Genomic DNA, 17,792 nt, shown 5'->3' with positions numbered 1-17,792 from the left:
CACCGCGATTGGTCTAAGACGAAACCAGATCGACCAAACAATTGAGCCTTTCGAGGAGCCTGCCATGACCCTTGCCAACCTGCCGCCACTCGTCACCGTGTTCGGAGGGTCCGGCTTCATCGGCAGGCATATCGTCCGCGCGTTGGCAAAGCGCGGCTACCGCATTCGTGTTGCCGTCCGCCGGCCTGACCTCGCCGGCTTCCTGCAGCCGATCGGCAATGTCGGCCAGATATCCTTCGTCCAGGCGAACCTGCGCTACCGCAACTCGGTCGACCGCGCCGTCGAAGGCGCCGACTTTGTCGTCAACTGCGTCGGCATCCTGCACGAGGCCGGCCGCAATTCCTTCGAAGCAGTCCAGGAGTTCGGTGCACGTGCCGTCGCCGAGGCGGCCCGCGGCGTCGGCGCGAAACTGATCCATATCTCGGCGATCGGCGCGCACGCGCATTCCGATTCGGGATATGCCCGCACCAAGGGTCGCGCCGAGGCGGCGATCCACGCGATCAAACCGGATGCCATCATCTTCCGCCCGTCGGTCGTTTTCGGTCCCGAGGACAGGTTCTTCAACAAGTTTGCCGACATGGCCCGTATCTCGCCCTTCCTGCCGTTGATCGGTGGCGGCAAGACGAAATTCCAGCCAGTCTATGTCGTCGACGTCGCCCAGGCCGTTGCCAAGGCCGTCGAGGGCAAGGTGACCGCAGGCGAAGTCTTCGAACTCGGCGGACCCGAAGTGCTGACGTTCCGCGAATGTCTCGAAATGATGCTCAAGGCAACCTGGCGCAAGAATCGCCTGGTCTCGCTTCCTTTCAGCATTGCCTCGCTAATCGGCAGTGTTGCCTCGCTCGTTCCGTTCGTCACGCCGCCGATCACCGCGGATCAGGTACGTCTTCTGAAGAAGAACAACGTCGTCTCGAAGGAAGCGGAAGCCGAGGGCCGCACCTTGAAGGGCATCGGCGTCACGCCAACCCTGGTGAGTTCGGTCATCGGCTCGTATCTTGTGCACTATCGTCCGCACGGCCAGTATACCGGATCGGGCAAGGCCGCTTGAGGCCAACTGCTTATCGTCTAATCAGCAGTGCCGCTTGCGAACTCGCGGGCGGCATTTTTCTTGGAAGAGTTTTCCGGAATCGCGCAAGTTGTGGATGCTTTTTTCTCCATGTCCGGCAGGCACTCGTTGCATAAAAGCCGCACGAAAAAATTAGCGGAATTAACACCAAATTTAGCAGGAACATTTATTGCTATTTGTCATTCCACTGACTACACACCCCGCGCGTCTCCCAATGGACTCAGCGCCTTGACGGCGCGCTAACGACTTTTGAAAGGCTTTCTTCGATGGGTAGGTCAATCGCGCTTCTGTTTGCGTGCGCGGCGCTGGTTATTCTGGCAGGGTCTTTCATTGCACCCGGTTCGGTTGCAGCGGTGAAGGGTGAGTGCTCGCCAGCCTACGGCATCGATCCCTGCGAAACCGGCTCCATCAGCCGATAACAGAACCGGCGCTTTCGCGCCGGTTCTTTTTTATCCGCAGTTCGATCAATGGCTGAGACCCGCTATATCCACACGGTCGTTGGGCGACTGCGGCAATCAGCACGCGTCTCAGGCAATCGCCCCAGTCGCCGCCATGCCGAGCAGAATGCCGCCGAGAATGATGCGGTAGATGGCAAACATCGTAAAGCGGTTGCTGCGGATATAGGAAAGCAGCCATTTTACAGCGACGAAAGCAACGATCGTCGAGACGACGAAAGCGATCCCGAGGCTCGTCCAGTCCTCGTTTGCCGCTCCACCATCCTTAAAGGTCTTCAGCAGTTCGTAGGCGCTCGCTGCATACATGGTCGGGATACCGACCAGAAACGCGAACTCGGTCGCTGCCGCACGATTGCCGGTACCAGCCAACATCGCGACGAAAATCGTCGCACCCGATCGTGATGTTCCCGGGAACACGCCGGCAACCACCTGGGCGATGCCCACAAGGATGGCGACGAGCCAGGTGATCTCCTTATGGGGTGGTCGGCGCGCCGCGGCCCATTCGGCGAAGATCATCCAGATACCGCCGATGATCAGTGCCCAGGCAATCGGCGTCGCTGTCTCGGGTAGCTCGAAGCCGAGCTTCTTGACGACAAGTCCGAGGATCGCCGTGATGAGAAATGCGACAATCAGCTTGGCGGCGTAGGAACGGTTGCGCGGATCGCGCCAGCCGAGAACCAGGTCCAGCAGGCGGCGCCAGTAGATGATGGTGACGGCGAGGATCGCGCCGGCCTGAATAACAATGTTGAACATATCCGAGCGGTGGCCGAGCCATTGCTCCGCGATGATAAGGTGTCCGGTACTCGAAATCGGCAGAAACTCGGTAATTCCCTCTATTATGCCTAGAATTATAGAGTTCACATATTCCATGAATTGTCTCCGTGGAGTTTGGTCGGGGGCGTTCGGTGGGGTTATGGCGTCTGGAAGTGACGAAGGCAGGGCGAAAAAGTAAAAAACAGTTTCCGGGCAGGTCGACGTCCTTTGTCGGGCAGTCCGCAACCCGACTCGCTTGTATTGGAAGGGCCAAGCTCCTATAGCTTCAACGAATGAGTCATGACTAGGGCGCTATAATGATCGCGCTCTTGCAACGTGCCACACCCCTCAAAAATCCGAGAATCGATGCCCACGCTCTATCATCACCCCATGTCATCCGCATCACGCTTCGTTCGGCTGATCCTGACGGAGTACGGCTATCAGGCAGATCTGATCGAGGAACAGACATGGGAGAAGCGCCGGGACTTCCTCGCGCTGAACCCGGCTGGAACATTGCCGGTCTACGTCGATGACAGTATGCGGGCGCTGTGCGGCGCTGCCGTGATCTCCGAGTATCTCGACGAGACGCATGGCGTGCTCAAGCGTGATCGCCGCCTACTTGCCGAAGATCCGTTTCAGCGCGCCGAAATCCGCCGACTGACGGAGTGGTTCATGCAGAAGATGGAAACCGACGTGACCAAGCCGCTTGCCCGCGAGCGCGTCTACAAGCTGCAGATGACGGCGGACCAGGGAGGCGGCGCGCCCGACTCGAAGATCCTTCGCACGGCGCGGGCGAATATCCGCCAGCACATGAAGTACCTCACATGGCTCGCAGGCTCGCGCCAGTGGCTGGCGGGTGACCGCATGAGCTATGCCGATCTGGCGGCGGCGTCCGCCGTTTCCATTCTCGATTATCTCGGTGAGATCGACTGGTCGGAAGCTTCTGTCGTCAAGGAGTGGTATCAGCGCTTGAAGTCACGCCCATCCTTCCGGCCGTTGCTTACCGAACGCGTGCGCGGTCTGACACCGGTTTCGCACTACGCCGATCTGGATTTCTGACGAGGGCCTTCGATGGCCACGGAAAACAAGGAACAGAAACGCCGCGACACTCTCACCGCCTTCGTTCGCTCGGAGGCGAAGGCTCTCGGATTCGACCTCTGTCGCATCACCCGACCCGATGCCATACCGGAGGCCAAAGAGCGGCTTGGCGAATTCATCGACGCGGGGCGGCATGGCACGATGGAGTGGATGGCGGAAACCCGCGACCGGCGCGGCGATCCGCGCACGCTTTGGAGCGATGTCCGGTCGATTCTCGTCTTCGGCCTCAATTACGGGCCTGACGAGGATCCCCGCGAAATTCTGACAAAGCCCGACAAGGCCGCGATCTCCGTCTATGCGCGCAACCGCGACTATCATGACGTCATCAAGGGACGGCTCAAGGAGATCGCGACGCGCTTTGCGGCGCGCGCCGGGGCTGATGTGAAGGTCTTCGTCGATACTGCTCCGGTGATGGAGAAACCGCTGGCAGCCGCCGCCGGCCTCGGCTGGCAGGGCAAACATACCAATCTCGTCAGCCGTGAGCTTGGTTCCTGGCTCTTCCTCGGCTCGATGTTCACGACCGCGGATCTGAACATCGATAGTCCCGAAGTCGACCACTGCGGCTCCTGCCGCGCCTGTCTCGACATCTGCCCGACCAATGCCTTTCCGGCCCCCTACCAGATCGATGCGCGGCGCTGCATCTCTTACCTGACCATCGAGCACAAGGGCCCGATCGATCCAGCTTTGCGTCCGCTGATCGGCAATCGAATCTACGGCTGCGATGACTGCCTCGCCGCCTGCCCGTGGAACAAGTTTGCCCACGAGGCATCCGAAATGAAGTTGCAGGCCCGCGAGGATCTGAAGGAGCCATCGATCGAGTATCTGCTCAGCCTCGACGATGCCGCCTTTCGCATGTTCTTCAGCGGTTCGCCGGTCAAACGCATTGGCCGCGATCGGTTCATCCGTAATGTACTCATCGCCGCCGGCAATTCGGGCGACCGCCGATTTGTCGAGCGATGTCAGGCACTGTCGCAGGACCCCTCGCCCGTCGTGCGGGGCATGGCGGTGTGGGCGCTTTCGCGCCTTCTCGAGGCTGGTGAATTTTCTGCCTTTGCGGCACAAAGGCCAGATGAGTCGGACAGCGATGTCCTGAACGAATGGCGGCTAGCAGGAGCTGTGTGATGGATGTGATGATTTTCGGCTGCGGCTATTCGGGCAAGGCAATCGCCAAGGCCTTCATAGCGGATGGAGTGCGCGTATCCGGGACCACACGGACGGACGACAAGGCAGCTGCCCTGCGCGCCCAAGGCATTAACGCGTTCCTTTTCGATGGCGAAACCCTGGGGAACGACTTGCGCGCGGCAATGCGCGATACGACGCGTCTCGTTCAATCCATTGCCCCGCGGGAAAGCGGCGATCCATTGATAGGACTGACGCGCAACCGGTTGCGCGAGATGATGCCCAAGCTTCGGTGGATCGGCTACCTCTCGACTGTCGGCGTCTATGGCGATCACAAGGGAAACTGGGTCACCGAGGACACGCCCTGCACGCCGGTTTCCGGCCGGTCGAAGGAGCGGCTGGAAGCGGAAGATGGGTGGATGGCCATCGGCACCGAGGTCGGTATCCCGGCGGCGGTTCTCCGACTCTCCGGTATCTACGGCCCGGGCCGCAATGCCATCTGCAATCTGGAACGTGGCACCGCGCGACGGCTGATCAAGAAGGATCAGGTTTTCAATCGGATCCGGGTCGAGGATATCGGCGCAGCGACGCAGTTTCTCGCCGCGCACGGGCTCGGCGGCATCTACAACGTGACAGACGACCTGCCCGGCCCACCACAGGACGTCATTGTCGAGGCCGCGCGCCTTCTAGGCGTCGAGCCCCCGCCGGAGCAGCCTTTCGAGACTGCCGAACTCACGGCGATGGCGCGGTCCTTCTACGGCGAGAACAAGCGGGTCTCGAACGCCAAGCTCAAGGCGGCGGGCTTCACATTCGCCTTCCCGAATTATCCCGCCTCCCTCGCACAGCTGATGCAGAGCAACAGCTGGCGAGGATAGCGGCGCCTCAGGCCGAGGCGCTGAGAGCCGGTTCGGTCGTCTTTGCCCGTGAGAGCGGTGGGAACGCCAGCGCGATCGCCGCCGCTCCGAGCCCAACCAGCGCGGATCCGATGAAGAGCCACGAGTAATTGTGGAACGTGTCGAAGATCCAGCCGCCGATCAGCGGACCGAATGCCATGCCAAGGCTGGAGAGCATGGTCGCAGCGCCGAACACTGTACCGATGATGCGAGGGCCGAAATATTCCCGCGCAAGCACAGCATAGAGCGGCATGATGCCGCCATAGGCGCTCCCGAAGATGATTGCCATAACATAAAATTCACCGAGCCGGCTGACGAAGAGGTATGTTGCCAGCGCAATCGCCTGGACAAGCAGGCCGGCCACAAGCACGGGCTTCACGCCGATCCTGTCTGCAAGCCCGCCATAGAGTAGCCGTCCGCCCAGCCCCGCGAGCCCCTCGACGCTGTAGATGCTGACGGCAGCCATCGGTGCAATGCCGCAGATAGTGGCATAGCTGACCATGTGAAAGATCGGGCCTGAATGCGCCGCACAACAGGCGGCGAATGTCAGCCCGAGCACAATGAATTGCGGTGAGCGGAACACCTGCGAGAGCTTGGGTTGCTCGCCGTTCGATATGAGGGCGGCGGCGGCGCCTGCTTCCGCCGGCGGACGGCGAACGAGCAAGGCTGCCGGTATCAGTAGCACCCAGGCGGTGACGCCAATCAGCAGCATGGCGGTTCGCCAATCATAGGCGGAAATCAGCCAGCGTGCGAAGGGCGAGATCGTCATCGGCGCGACACCCATGCCGGCCGACACCAGCGAGACGGCAAGGCTGCGGTTCTGCTCGAACCAGCCGGTCGTCGTCGCGATCATCGGTGCAAAAAAGGTGCTGGCGGCAAGTCCGACCAGAATGCCGTAAGTCAACTGAAATTGCAGGAGCGACTCCGCGCGGCTTGCCAAGACAAGCGCCAGGCCAAGGCCGCCAGCGCCGATCAAAACGACAATGCGCGGACCGAAGCGATCGCTTGCGGTGCCCCAAAGGAAACCACCAATCCCCATGACAATAAAATTCAGTGTCATCGCACTCGCGATGCCCGCGTGCGACCAACCGGTTTCGATTGCGATGGGCTCCTGGAAAATCGCCAGCGAGAACATCGCGCCAAGCGCAACGCAAGTCATCAATGCGCCGGCGGCAACAATAATCCAACGATAGGGTATGCTCATAACTTCGCAGCCTCCCTGCCAAAACTAAACGAGGCGCATCGCAGCTAGCGCGTTGCGGCCTTGCAAGGTAAAGACGCCTGAGGTCTGTCGTTTTCGACAGGGCCTGCGGATTTTTATCTGATGTAGGGGCGGTCGGTATCACTTTGCGCATCGGAGCCCGGCTTGCCAAGCGGGAGCAGGTTGCAAAATTTGCGTCCTTCGGTTGCTAAATCCCGTCATGGACAAATCGGTAAAAGGCAGAAAAATTCTACCTCGCTCGCTTGCCGCACAAAATTCAGCACTGGTTTATGGTTAACAGCCCCTGAATTTGCTCAAATGGGGCAGTAATTATGGCAATCACGCAAAATTATTTTCGTTAATTTTGTGATCTTGAGTTGCGTGGATACGGTCTTGCAAAAAACGTTCGAATTTTACTTGATTTCATTATCTTTTTTCCCATTTCCTTGATTTTCAACGGCGCCCTGCCGCGCATCTAGCCATCACAAATGTTACGCTCTGTAATATTCCGTGATAATTGGGGGCACTTTTTCGCCACACTTGGCCGGATTCAACCCTCCCACCGCCCACAAGGCGCGAGTTCAACAGTTGAGGGACAATCCGTTTTGAAGAAAATCTGCCGTTCTATTGTCGCCGCAACAACTATTGCAGCCTGTTCTACCATCCTTCCCGTTGAAGGATTTGCTGCAAATGGTTGTGGTGGTGCTTCATGGTACGCACTTCGCTCCAAAACCGCTTCCGGGGAACGTATGAACCCCGCCATCAATACTGCAGCACATCGTTCACTGGCATTTGGCACGAAGCTGAAAGTTACCAACCGCAACAACGGCCGCAGTGTCGTCGTTCGCGTCAACGATCGTGGCCCGTTCATTCGCGGTCGCGTGCTCGATCTCTCCCGCGCTGCCGCCCAGAACATTGGTATGGTCAGCACCGGCACGGCAAAGGTCTGCTACGAAGTCATAGGCTAAGCGTTCTCCCGCACTCGAATGGGTCGCTTGCTCTTGCCGCCAATCGCGTTTACGACGCGGTCTAGACTTGTGTACCATCCGCTGCGTCTGTCGCGCTTCCTGCGGATTGTTCACAAGCCCGGTATTTTGATCCAGGCGATAGGAGCTGTTTGAATGCGGTTGGGCGGACGGCTTGAAGGGGCGATTTCGGTTCTTGCAGATATCGATGCCCGCAGACGGCCTGTTGCCGATGCATTGAAGGACTGGGGCCTCGCCCATCGGTTTGCCGGGTCCGGCGACCGCGCCGCGATCGGCAACATCGTCTACGATGCACTTCGCATGCGCCTGTCCCACGCCTGGCTGATGGACGACGACAGTGCCTCCTCCATCGCTTACGCCGTCATGTTCCGGCAGTGGGGCTTCACACCGGAAACGCTTGCGGCGGAGCTCGCGGACGACAAGTTCGCACCTACCCCACTTTCAGAAGCGCAACTCTTAGCTTGCAACAGCCGTCGCTTGACCGACGCTCCAGCTCATATTCAGGGCGATATCCCTGAATGGGTCCAGTCCTCCTTCGAAAGTGCCTTCGGCGACAGCTGGCTTGCCGAGGCACAGGCTCTCGCAGGGCGTCCGACGCTTGATCTGCGCGCCAACATCCTCAAGGCCACCCGCGACAAGACGGTCAGGGCGCTCGAAAGAGCCGGCGCAAAAGAGGCTGCGATCGCGCGATACGGGATCCGGATTCCCGCCGGCGAAGGAGCCTCGCGGCTCCCAAACGTGACAGCCGAGCTTTCGTTCCAAAAAGGCTGGTTCGAAGTGCAGGACGAGGGATCGCAGATCGTTGCCGATCTGGTGCTCCCCAAGGACGGCGAACAGGTGCTTGACTATTGCGCCGGCGGGGGCGGCAAGACGCTCGCCATGTCCGCGGCCATGCACAACAAGGGCCAGGTCCACGCCTACGACGCGGATCGCAAACGTCTCGCGCCGATCATCGAACGCTTGAAGCGTGCCGGAACCCGCAATGTGCAGGTCCATGACGACGCCAAGGCGTTGAAGGGCCTGAGCGACCGCTGTGACAAGGTGCTCGTCGACGCGCCTTGCACGGGAACCGGCACCTGGCGGCGGCGGCCCGATACAAAATGGCGGCTGACCGCAAAGAATCTCGACGAGCGCACCGCCCAGCAGCAGGATGCCCTAAAGCAGGCGAGCGCCTTTGTACGGCCGGGCGGGGAGCTGATCTATGTCACCTGCTCGGTGCTGCCACAGGAAAACGAGGAGCAGGTCCGGCGCTTCACCACCGAGAATGGCGATTACGAGATCGTCAGCGCCTTGCCTGCCTGGGATGGTCTCTTCGGAAAGGGCAGCCCACGCCCGCGCTCCTCCGACGGCAAGACGATCACGCTGACACCCGCTTCCACCGATACGGACGGTTTCTTCTTCTGTCGCATGCAGAGGAAGGGCTGAGCATTCGCTCAGGTAACGGCGGCGAGTACTCTTAAAATCATTCCAAACTAGAGCGTTTGACACCAGTTTACTTTTGCGCGAAGAGATTTTCGCCGGACCTCAGACGGAGTTCCGCACTGGAGAGGATCATGAAACTCAACAAGAATTTCTGCGCAGCCGTGGCGCTGGCGGTGGCCCCAGACGCTCTGCTCGCCATTCCCGCCTACGCGGCACCGGACGCTGCTGCAGTCGTCAAGCATTACACCGACGTTGCGCATGCCAAGTACGAAGACTCGCTGACGACGGCAAAGGCCCTCGACGCAGCCATCGACGCCCTGCTCAAGAACCCGACCGATGAAACGCTGAAAGCTGCTCGCGCTGCCTGGATCAAGGCACGCGTGCCTTACCAGCAGACGGAAGTTTACCGCTTCGGCAACCAGATCGTCGACGACTGGGAAGGCAAGGTCAACGCCTGGCCGCTCGACGAAGGCCTGATCGATTACGTCGATCCGTCCTACGGCACCGAGAGCGACGAAAACTCGCTCTACGTCGCCAATGTCATCGCCAACAAGACGATCAAGATCGACGGCAAGGATGTTGACGCATCCAAGCTGACGCCCGAATTCCTGTCCGGTACGCTGGCCGAAGCCGGCGGTGTCGAAGCCAACGTCGCGACGGGCTACCATGCCATCGAATTCCTGCTCTGGGGCCAGGATCTGAACGGTACCGGTCCCGGTGCCGGCAATCGTCCCGCCACCGACTATGATCTCAAGAATTGCACGCACGGCAATTGCGATCGCCGTTCGGAGTATCTGAAGTCCGCTTCGACGCTGCTGGTGTCCGACCTTCAGGAAATGACCAACAACTGGGCTCCGGACGGCGAAGCCACCAAGCACGTCCAAGCCGATTCGAAGGCCGGTCTCGTTGCCATCCTGACCGGCATGGGCTCGCTCTCCTACGGCGAACTGGCCGGCGAACGCATGAAGCTCGGCCTGCTGCTGCACGATCCGGAAGAAGAGCATGATTGCTTCTCCGACAACACCTACAACTCGCACCTCAACGACGCGATCGGCATCGCTGCCGCTTATACCGGCGATTACACCCGCGTCGACGGCACGAAGATGACGGGTCCGTCGCTGCATGATCTCGTCGCAGCCAAGGACAAGAAGCTCGACAAGGAAATGCAGGCGAAGCTGAAGAAGACGCTCGACGCGATGCAAGTCATGGCGAAGCGCGGTCAGAACGTCGAGAAGTACGACCAGATGATCGGCGAAGGCAACAAGAAGGGCAACGCCGTCGTTCAGGCTGCCATCGATGGCCTCATCGACCAGACCAAGACCGTACAGCGTGTTATTGCCGCACTCGATCTCGGCACGGTGAAGCTTGAAGGTTCCGACAGCTTGGATAATCCTAGCGCGGTCTTCCAATAAGTGAAAAGGCGGGCCGCTTCGTTCAACGAGCGGCCCGAACTCCAGCATGCCTCCCAGACCGGTTCGTCGTCTTCTCAGTAGCGCAGCATTCTGCGCCGCGATTGCCGGATTTTCTGTCGCTCTGGCCTCCGGTTTCGATCTTCCGACACAGCGAACCGACCTTTCCGACGCGGATATGAGACGCGTCGCCGATGTGACGCGACCGACCACCGATTTTTCCAAGGCCGAGCAATACGAAGCGATGCAGGCCGGTGGTGCGACGTCCATCGATCCGGTCACCGAAGACTCCTTTTCGCATATCTCGGCGACGATCCCGTTTGAGGAAGAGCAGCCCTTCCGGCTCGGAAATGCGCTCTTCAAGAAGCTTTGGGTCTCCGCTCCGTCCTCGACACAGGCCTCGGATGGCCTGGGGCCGCTCTTCAATGCCCGTTCCTGCATGAGCTGCCACTTGAATGACGGTCGCGGGAAGCCGCCGGAAGGCGGCATCAGCGCCACCTCGATGTTCCTGCGCCTCGCGCGCCGGGCGACAACGCCTGACGAGAAGCATGCGATCGCCAACGCTGAGATCATCAACTTCCCAGACCCGGTATATGGCCACCAGTTGCAGGATCTTGCGGTTCCGGGCCTTCCCTCCGAAGGCAAGATGGCGATCCGCTACATCGAGAAGCCTGTGGCGCTTGGCGACGGCGAGACGGTCTCGCTGCGCCGCCCGACATACGAGGTGACCGACCTCGGCTATGGGCCGCTCGACCCGGAAACAACGATCTCGCCGCGTGTTGCGCCCGCGATGATCGGGCTCGGCCTGATCGAGGCAATTCCCGAGGCGGACATCCTGGCTCACGCCGATCCGGAAGATACGAACGGGAACGGCATCCACGGCAAGGCGGCGATCGTGCGCGACCACCGCACCGGCAAGATTGCCCTCGGTCGCTTCGGCTGGAAGGCGCAGAATGCAAGCGTGCGCGACCAGAGCGCGGATGCCTTCTCCAGCGATATCGGTATTTCGACGCCGGACCGACCCGACCCCTATGGCGATTGCACAAAGGCCGAATCCACGTGCCGGGAGATGCCGACGGGCGTGCAGAAACGGCTTGGCAAGGAGGAGGCGCCCGGGCCGATCCTCGACCTCGTTACCTTCTATTCCGCCAACCTCGCCGTCCCTGCCCGGCGAAAGGCAAGTTTCCCGGAAACCCTGCAGGGGAAGAAGATCTTCTATGAAGGCGGCTGCATTTCCTGCCACGTGCCGAAGTTCGTCACGCGCCGCGACAGCGCCGACAAGGCCCAATCCTTCCAGCTGATCTGGCCCTATTCCGACTTCCTGCTGCACGACATGGGCGAGGGTCTTGCGGATGGACAACAAGTCGGCAGCGCGAACGGAGGTGAATGGCGCACGCCGCCGCTATGGGGTATAGGTCTGACCCAGACTGTCAGCGGGCACAGCTTTTTCCTCCACGACGGCCGCGCCAGAAATCTCACCGAAGCGATTCTCTGGCATGGCGGCGAGGCCCAAAAGGCGCGTGACGCTTTCGCATCCCTGCCGAAGGATGACCGGCAGGCACTGATTACATTCCTGGAGTCCCTTTGATGCGCCTTTGGCAACCTCTTCTTCTTTCCCTTGCCCTTGCCACCTCCGCTGCCGCACAGACCCCTGCACCGCAAGCCGGCTTGAACGAGGAGGCGGTATCAGCGGTGATGCAGCGGGCAGTCGATGAGGTGATACGCCCCGGCTATCGCAATGCCCAGCAATCGGCCGCGCGCCTGACGACGGCGATGAAGGACCTCTGCGACGACGCGACCCAGCAGAAGCTCGACAAGGCGAGGTCGGCTTTCGATGACACGGTCCGCTATTGGTCGGTCATCGAAATCGTTCAGACTGGGCCGGTTATCCAGGACAATCTTTTCGAGCACATCCTGTTTTATCCCGATCGCAAGGGTGTCGGTCTGAAGCAGGTTCAGGCCTTGATCGCCAAGGCCGATCCCAAGGACACGACGGTCGACGCGATTGCCGGAAAGAGCGTGGCGCTGCAGGGACTAACCGCGCTTGAATACGTGCTCTATGGCACCGGCGCCGAAAATCTGACCACGCAGAAGAACAGCTTCCGGTGCCTCTATGGCGCGGCGGTCGCGGGCAATATCCAGCGCGAGGCCGGCGAGGTCGTCGCGGCTTGGGAAAAGCCTGACGGCGTGCAGGCAAGCTGGAAACACCCCGGCCCGCAGAGCGCCGACTTTATGGACAACAAGGAGGCGGTGACCGCGTTGCTTGGGATCCTCGTCCACGGCGCGGAGACCGTCCGCGATCAGCGGCTCGAGCAGTTCTACAAGGGCAAGGACACCACGCCGCGTCCGCACATGGCGATCTACTGGCGCTCGAAGAACACCTGGAAGTCGATGGCGGCGAACCTGGAGGGATTGCGGACACTCTGGCAAAAAGCCGGCATGGCTGAACTTCTGCCTGCCGACAAGAAACCGGTCGCCGACGCGATCGATGCCAGCTTCAAGTCGCTGCTGGAAACGGTGCCGAGGCTCAACCCGGATATCGAAGCCGCGACAAGCGCCGCCGAGAAAGAAAAACTCGATGCACTTCTTGTCAGCACGCGTGAGCTGATCACCAAGATCAGCGATGACTACGGCTCGGCGATCGGCCTGTCGGCCGGCTTCTCCTTCTCGGACGGCGATTGAAGCCATGTGGAATAGTTCGGCGATCGACCGGCGCAGTTTCGTGAAGGCCGCCGGGCTGACCTTCCTGGCCACGCTTCAGCCGCGAGTGCTTATGGCATTGGAGCGGGCGGATGCTGTCTATGCATCTGGTATGCGAACGGCAAACGCAACCTATGCCATTGCCACGATCTCGGAGCGCGGCGAAATCATCGACCAAGTCGCGCTTCCGGCACGAGCGCATGGCATGGCCTTCAGTCAAAAGACCGGAAGAACGGTCGCATTTGCTCGTCGCCCCGGCACCTATGCAATGATCTTCGACCCTCGCGGCAAGAACGAGCCCATCACCATTGCCGCCGCCGAGGGACGCCACTTCTATGGCCATGGCGCCTTTTCGCCGGACGGCCGCCTCCTCTATGCCAGCGAGAACGCCTTCGACGCCAATCGCGGCGTGATCGGCCTTTACGACGCGACGAGCCGTTTTGAGCGCATCGGCGAATTCGAGACCTATGGTGTGGGTCCGCATGACATGACGGTATCCGACGACGGACGCATGCTGATCGTTGCAAATGGCGGCATTGAAACGCATCCGGATTTCGGCCGCATCAAACTCAATCTATCCAGCATGCAGCCGTCGCTGACATTGATCGATGCGGCCACGGGAAGTCTAATCGAAAAGCACTCCCTGCCATCGCAGTGGGCGCAACTCTCCACCCGACATGTCGATGTCGATGCGAGCGGCCGCATCTGGTTTGCCTGCCAATATGAGGGGCACCGCAACGATCTGCCGCCGCTCGTCGGCTCCTTTGCGAAAGGAGAAGACCTGCGCTTCGTCGATCTGCCGGAAGAGACGACACGTCGGCTTGCCAACTATGTCGGCGCGATCGCGATCAAGCGAGCCGAAGGATTGGTCGGCGTCACCTCGCCCAAGGGCGGAGCCTCCGTGACGATCGACGCGAGGACCGGCCGAGTGCTCCGCGAAGAGATCGTGCCTGACGCTGCAGGGATTGCTGCAGCCAAGTCCGGCTTTGCCGTGTCGTCCTATGAAGGCGAATTTTTGTCGACGCGGAGCGACGTTGCCTGGGACCAGCATATCGTCCGCATTGCGGCCATCTGAATTGTGCGCAAAAGATCGCTAGCGATCTGGTTGGAGGGGGCCGCCGCCCTATCTCCAGCGGATGAGCAAAGCCCTGACCTACGTCGTCTTCATCGCCGTCACGCTGGGCGGGGGGCTCGCCATCGGCGTCAACAATCTGCCGACGGAATGGTACCAATCTCTCGCCAAGCCGCCGTTCAATCCGCCTGATTGGATATTCGGACCTGTCTGGCTTGCCCTCTACGTTTTGATTGGTATCGCGGGCGGGCGAACGTGGTTGCGTGGGCACCTCTCGGTCGGCATGCTCATCTGGGCCTGGCAGATGGTCTTCAATTTTTTATGGTCACCGTTCTTCTTCGGCTTGCGGATGTTGTCGGCCTCGCTGGTCGTCATCGTCCTCTTGCTGGCACTGATCCTCGCCTTTGCTGCAAACCGCTGGAATTCGGATCGCACCGCCGCACTGCTTTTCGTGCCTTATGCAGCCTGGGTCGGCTTCGCGACCTTGCTCAATGCCTCGATCGTCTATTTGAACTGAGGGGCAGCCTAATACCGCGACGGGTCGAACCGCTATCTATTGGCGAGAAAGTCGAGCAATCGCCGTTCAAGAACGGCTGCCGCGGCTGGATCAAAAGCCGCGAGCGACCGGTCGGAAAAGAGGTGCGCATCGCCGGGATAGAGGAAGAGCCGGACGTCAGCCGACTCGGCAAGCAGCGCCTTCGCCGCCTCGATATCACCGTCTTCAACGAAGAACGGGTCAGCGTCCATTGCATGGATCTGGGCAGGCAGGTCCTCCGGCCAGGCCGAGCCAAACTCCGAACGCGGCAGGCAAGCATGAAGAAAGACCGCCCCCCGCGCGCCGGCGCGTGTCTGAGCCAAATACTGTGCCGGGAGGACTCCCAGGGAAAGACCGACATAAACGAGCTCACTTGCAAGCCCATCCACGGCGCGGGCTCCGCGTTGGATAATCTCGCCGAACCCAATCTCCTGAGCATGCTGCACGCCCTGGTCCAAAGTGTCGAACACCCGGCCGGCAAACAAGTCAGGCGCATGGATAACGTGCCCTGCGGCCCGCAGGTCTTCTGCAAGGGCGATAACGCCTTGCGTCAATCCAAGCGCGTGGTGAAACAGCACAACTTCTGCCATGGCGGACCTCCCGATTGTCTCTTGCGGGCAGGACCGGCAGCGTCTCAGTTTGATCTGGCGACCCAGTCGTGCCAGTCGTCTTCGCTGCCGTGGAAGACATTCAGGTCGATCCGTCCATCGACGCCATGCGAGATGCCGGAGCCCGAATACTGCCAGAATACCCACCGGCGTCCGGGATAAACCTTCGACGGGTGCGCCGCAACCGAACGCAGCCAGAAAGGATAGTTCAGGAAGGCGCCCTTCAGATTGTCACGGTAGAAATCAGGCGCCGTGTAAATGATCGGTCGCTGACCATAGTGCTGCTCAAGCTTGTCCATGAAGACCTGCATCTTCTCGCGAACCTTCTCGGGCGAGACCCGCCGCTTGCAGCTGGACTCGCCGTTCCATTCGACGTCGATGACCGGTGGCAAGGCCCCGGCTTCCCGGGGAACGTTGCGGATGAACCAGTCCGCCTGTTCGCCCGCCGTGCGGCACCAATAGAAAAAGTGATAGGCACCGCGTTTTATCCCGGCCTGCTTGGCGTCGCGCCAGTTCTTCCGGAACATCGGATCCAGATGGTCGCCGCCGTCGGTCGCCTTGATGTAGACGAAGTTCGCGCCCTGCGTTCTGAGTTTCTGCCAGTCGATGTCGCCCTGCCAGCGCGAAACATCGACGCCGTGCACGGCGAGCTTTCTGGGCGACGAGGAGCCAAAATTGATCGGTTTGACGTCGCGGAAGCGATGATTGTAGATCCGCGAACGGGTCGGCGGCTCCTCGTCGATTTCAGGTTCTGCTGGCGCCAATACCGCCGGCGTCACTGAAGCAGCCGGCCTTTCCAAAGGCATCGGCGCAGCGGCCACTCCGGGCTGCGGCGTGATGGCCTGCGGCTGAGGCACCGGGCCGGCCCAGGCCAATTCCTCCGATCGCGGCGCGGCTGGCGCTGGCGTCTCCGCGACATCGGCCGACGGCACAGCCGTTGCCGGCACGGGCGCGCTTGGGCGCGCTACCGAGCTGGTCGTCTCCCGCGATGGCACTCCTGCAACGAGGCTGTCCGGTCCCAAACCGGACGTGCAGCCCGACAACGCGAGGCAAGCAAGGAAGAAAGCTGGCGTAGCCGATAGACGCATAAGAACCCGCACGCAAAACAACTATCGACGACAGATTCGCTGCCGCCGGGGACCCATCGAAAAGCAATGGCTAACGGAGATTTACCAAAAAAGACTGAATCCAATCTTTACGCCCGGCGCTGGCACAGCGCCGGCAAACGACAGCCATTAGCGGCAACGCGAGAGCGCTCTTTCAACTGATTTCCGCGAACCGCTTGTCTGACGCGGCGCACCATGCCACTTTCGCGCTCGCAAGAAAGGCGCGACGATGACTGACAACGACAGCGGCGATTTCCACGAGCGAATCCGCCAGAATTTTGCCCGCCAGGCGGCGCTGCATACCCTGGGGGCCGAATTGACCCGCGTCGAGCGGGCGATGGTCGAGATCGAACTGCCGTTCGACGTCAAGCTCACCCAGCAGCACGGAATTCTGCATGCTGGCGTGATTTCCGCCGCCCTCGATTCTGCCTGCGGCTTCGCCGCCTATAGCGTCATCGATGCCGAGGCCTCCATTCTGACAATCGAATTCAAGGTCAATCTGCTGTCGCCGGGCCGTGGCGACCGTTTCCTCTTTCGAGGCGAGATCACCAAGCCAGGATCGAACATCATCGTCGCGGACGGGCGCGGCTACGCGATCGGCGACGGACCGGCGAAACTGATTGCTTCCATGACAAGCACCATGATGATCATCCGTGGCAGAGAGGGCATTTCGGGATGAGGTTTGAGCTGAAGTCGGTCGCCGGCAAGTCCATTCTCTTCGTGATGGCGGCAGAGGCCGAGTACGGCCCGTTCCTGCGCTCTCGCTTCGAGCCGCTGATGACCGGCGTCGGTCCGGTCGAGGCGGCCATCGTTCTCACCCGCGCGCTGGCGCGATTGGAGCAGGCCGGCGAGTTGCCTGATCTCGTCGTGTCGCTCGGCTCGGCCGGCTCGGCAAAGCTCGAACAGACCGAAGTCTATCAGGCCACGTCGGTATCCTATCGCGATATGGATGCATCGCCACTGGGTTTCGAGAAGGGACGCACGCCATTCCTTGAGCTGCCCGCCATCGTCGATCTGCCGCTCAGAATCCCCGGCATTCCGGAGGCGAGCCTTTCCACCGGCGGCAATGTCGTGTCCGGGCAGGCCTATAACGGTATCGCCGCCGACATGGTCGATATGGAGACCTTCGCAATCTTGCGCACCTGCCAGGCCTACAAGCTGCCGCTGATCGGCCTGCGCGGGATCTCCGACGGCGCGGAGGAACTGCAGCACATTTCCGGTTGGACGGAATACCTGCACGTCATCGACCGCAAGCTGTCTTATGCCGTCGACAGCCTGTTTACGGCGCTGGAGGACGGCGTATTCTGGTTCTAACCCCTGCCAAACAGGGACAATCAGCACAATAAAATCCTCCAGCGGAGGATTTCGTACA

At 60.6% G+C, this 17,792-nt stretch carries 17 protein-coding genes; 13 read left to right on the top strand and 4 right to left on the bottom strand.

The window, feature by feature from the left end; translation table 11 throughout:
• The first annotated feature begins 64 nt into the window (after positions 1–64).
• Positions 65–1,045: a complex I NDUFA9 subunit family protein gene (locus tag ATY80_RS03610; protein ID WP_088691084.1), complete on the top strand. Its 981-nt coding sequence runs from the start codon at positions 65–67 to the stop codon at positions 1,043–1,045.
• A gap of 545 nt (positions 1,046–1,590) precedes the next feature.
• Here ATY80_RS03610 and ATY80_RS03600 read toward each other — a convergent pair.
• Positions 1,591–2,388, bottom strand: a complete 798-nt coding sequence (locus ATY80_RS03600; RefSeq protein WP_088691083.1) for an undecaprenyl-diphosphate phosphatase — start codon at positions 2,386–2,388, stop codon at positions 1,591–1,593.
• Positions 2,389–2,637: 249 nt separating this feature from the next.
• Between ATY80_RS03600 and ATY80_RS03595 the strand changes: the two genes are divergently transcribed.
• Genes ATY80_RS03595 through ATY80_RS03585 form a run of 3 tightly spaced genes read left to right on the top strand, consistent with a single transcriptional unit; the run spans position 2,638 to position 5,363 of the window.
• Complete coding sequence (locus tag ATY80_RS03595; protein WP_088691082.1) at positions 2,638–3,330, top strand: glutathione S-transferase family protein; 693 nt, start codon at positions 2,638–2,640, stop codon at positions 3,328–3,330.
• Between the two features lie 12 nt (positions 3,331–3,342).
• Positions 3,343–4,491 (top strand): tRNA epoxyqueuosine(34) reductase QueG, encoded by a 1,149-nt coding sequence (gene queG / locus ATY80_RS03590; RefSeq protein ID WP_088691081.1) that lies wholly within the window; start codon positions 3,343–3,345, stop codon positions 4,489–4,491.
• Positions 4,491–5,363, top strand: a complete 873-nt coding sequence (locus ATY80_RS03585) for an SDR family oxidoreductase (protein WP_088691080.1) — start codon at positions 4,491–4,493, stop codon at positions 5,361–5,363. The genes queG and ATY80_RS03585 overlap by 1 nt, the downstream gene beginning before the upstream one ends.
• A gap of 7 nt (positions 5,364–5,370) precedes the next feature.
• Here ATY80_RS03585 and ATY80_RS03580 read toward each other — a convergent pair whose 3' ends face one another.
• The gene (locus tag ATY80_RS03580; protein ID WP_088691079.1) at positions 5,371–6,585 is read right to left on the bottom strand and encodes an MFS transporter; all 1,215 of its coding nucleotides are present in this window, start codon (positions 6,583–6,585) and stop codon (positions 5,371–5,373) included.
• Positions 6,586–7,187: 602 nt separating this feature from the next.
• Here ATY80_RS03580 and ATY80_RS03575 point away from each other — a divergent pair.
• The 7 genes from ATY80_RS03575 (at position 7,188) to ATY80_RS03545 (ending at position 14,688) form a co-directional block, all read left to right on the top strand.
• Positions 7,188–7,550: a septal ring lytic transglycosylase RlpA family protein gene (locus tag ATY80_RS03575; RefSeq protein ID WP_088691078.1), complete on the top strand. Its 363-nt coding sequence runs from the start codon at positions 7,188–7,190 to the stop codon at positions 7,548–7,550.
• A gap of 153 nt (positions 7,551–7,703) precedes the next feature.
• Positions 7,704–8,993: an RsmB/NOP family class I SAM-dependent RNA methyltransferase gene (locus ATY80_RS03570; protein WP_088691077.1), complete on the top strand. Its 1,290-nt coding sequence runs from the start codon at positions 7,704–7,706 to the stop codon at positions 8,991–8,993.
• 128 nt (positions 8,994–9,121) lie between these two features.
• Positions 9,122–10,402 (top strand): imelysin family protein, encoded by a 1,281-nt coding sequence (locus ATY80_RS03565; RefSeq protein ID WP_088691076.1) that lies wholly within the window; start codon positions 9,122–9,124, stop codon positions 10,400–10,402.
• 46 nt (positions 10,403–10,448) lie between these two features.
• Positions 10,449–11,987 carry a di-heme oxidoredictase family protein gene (locus ATY80_RS03560; RefSeq protein WP_088691075.1) on the top strand — a complete coding sequence of 513 codons (1,539 nt, stop codon included), beginning with the start codon at positions 10,449–10,451 and terminating at the stop codon, positions 11,985–11,987.
• A complete protein-coding gene (locus ATY80_RS03555) occupies positions 11,987–13,081 on the top strand; it encodes an imelysin family protein (protein ID WP_088691074.1) in 1,095 nt (364 codons plus the stop codon). Before ATY80_RS03560 ends, ATY80_RS03555 begins: the two co-directional genes overlap by 1 nt.
• A gap of 4 nt (positions 13,082–13,085) precedes the next feature.
• Positions 13,086–14,174 carry a DUF1513 domain-containing protein gene (locus tag ATY80_RS03550; protein ID WP_088691073.1) on the top strand — a complete coding sequence of 363 codons (1,089 nt, stop codon included), beginning with the start codon at positions 13,086–13,088 and terminating at the stop codon, positions 14,172–14,174.
• A gap of 61 nt (positions 14,175–14,235) precedes the next feature.
• Positions 14,236–14,688 carry a TspO/MBR family protein gene (locus ATY80_RS03545; RefSeq protein WP_088691072.1) on the top strand — a complete coding sequence of 151 codons (453 nt, stop codon included), beginning with the start codon at positions 14,236–14,238 and terminating at the stop codon, positions 14,686–14,688.
• Between the two features lie 32 nt (positions 14,689–14,720).
• Here ATY80_RS03545 and ATY80_RS03540 read toward each other — a convergent pair whose 3' ends face one another.
• Complete coding sequence (locus ATY80_RS03540; protein ID WP_088691071.1) at positions 14,721–15,296, bottom strand: dienelactone hydrolase family protein; 576 nt, start codon at positions 15,294–15,296, stop codon at positions 14,721–14,723.
• A 44-nt stretch (positions 15,297–15,340) separates the two neighbouring features.
• Entirely contained in the window at positions 15,341–16,402 is a 1,062-nt protein-coding gene (locus ATY80_RS03535; protein WP_088691070.1) for a GH25 family lysozyme, read from the bottom strand.
• 247 nt (positions 16,403–16,649) lie between these two features.
• On the opposite strand from ATY80_RS03535, the gene ATY80_RS03530 reads away from it, so the two are divergent.
• Both ATY80_RS03530 and ATY80_RS03525 read left to right on the top strand, forming a co-directional pair.
• The gene (locus ATY80_RS03530; protein ID WP_088691069.1) at positions 16,650–17,099 is read left to right on the top strand and encodes a PaaI family thioesterase; all 450 of its coding nucleotides are present in this window, start codon (positions 16,650–16,652) and stop codon (positions 17,097–17,099) included.
• On the top strand, positions 17,096–17,734 hold the full coding sequence (locus ATY80_RS03525) for a 5'-methylthioadenosine/S-adenosylhomocysteine nucleosidase (RefSeq protein ID WP_088691068.1): 639 nt from the start codon (positions 17,096–17,098) through the stop codon (positions 17,732–17,734). Before ATY80_RS03530 ends, ATY80_RS03525 begins: the two co-directional genes overlap by 4 nt.
• Positions 17,735–17,792 lie beyond the last annotated feature (58 nt).

The sequence above is a fragment of the Rhizobium sp. R711 genome, assembly GCF_002211365.1.
Classification (GTDB): domain Bacteria; phylum Pseudomonadota; class Alphaproteobacteria; order Rhizobiales; family Rhizobiaceae; genus Rhizobium.
Note: the sequence above shows the minus strand (reverse complement) of the source record. Positions and strands in the feature narration are given on the sequence as shown.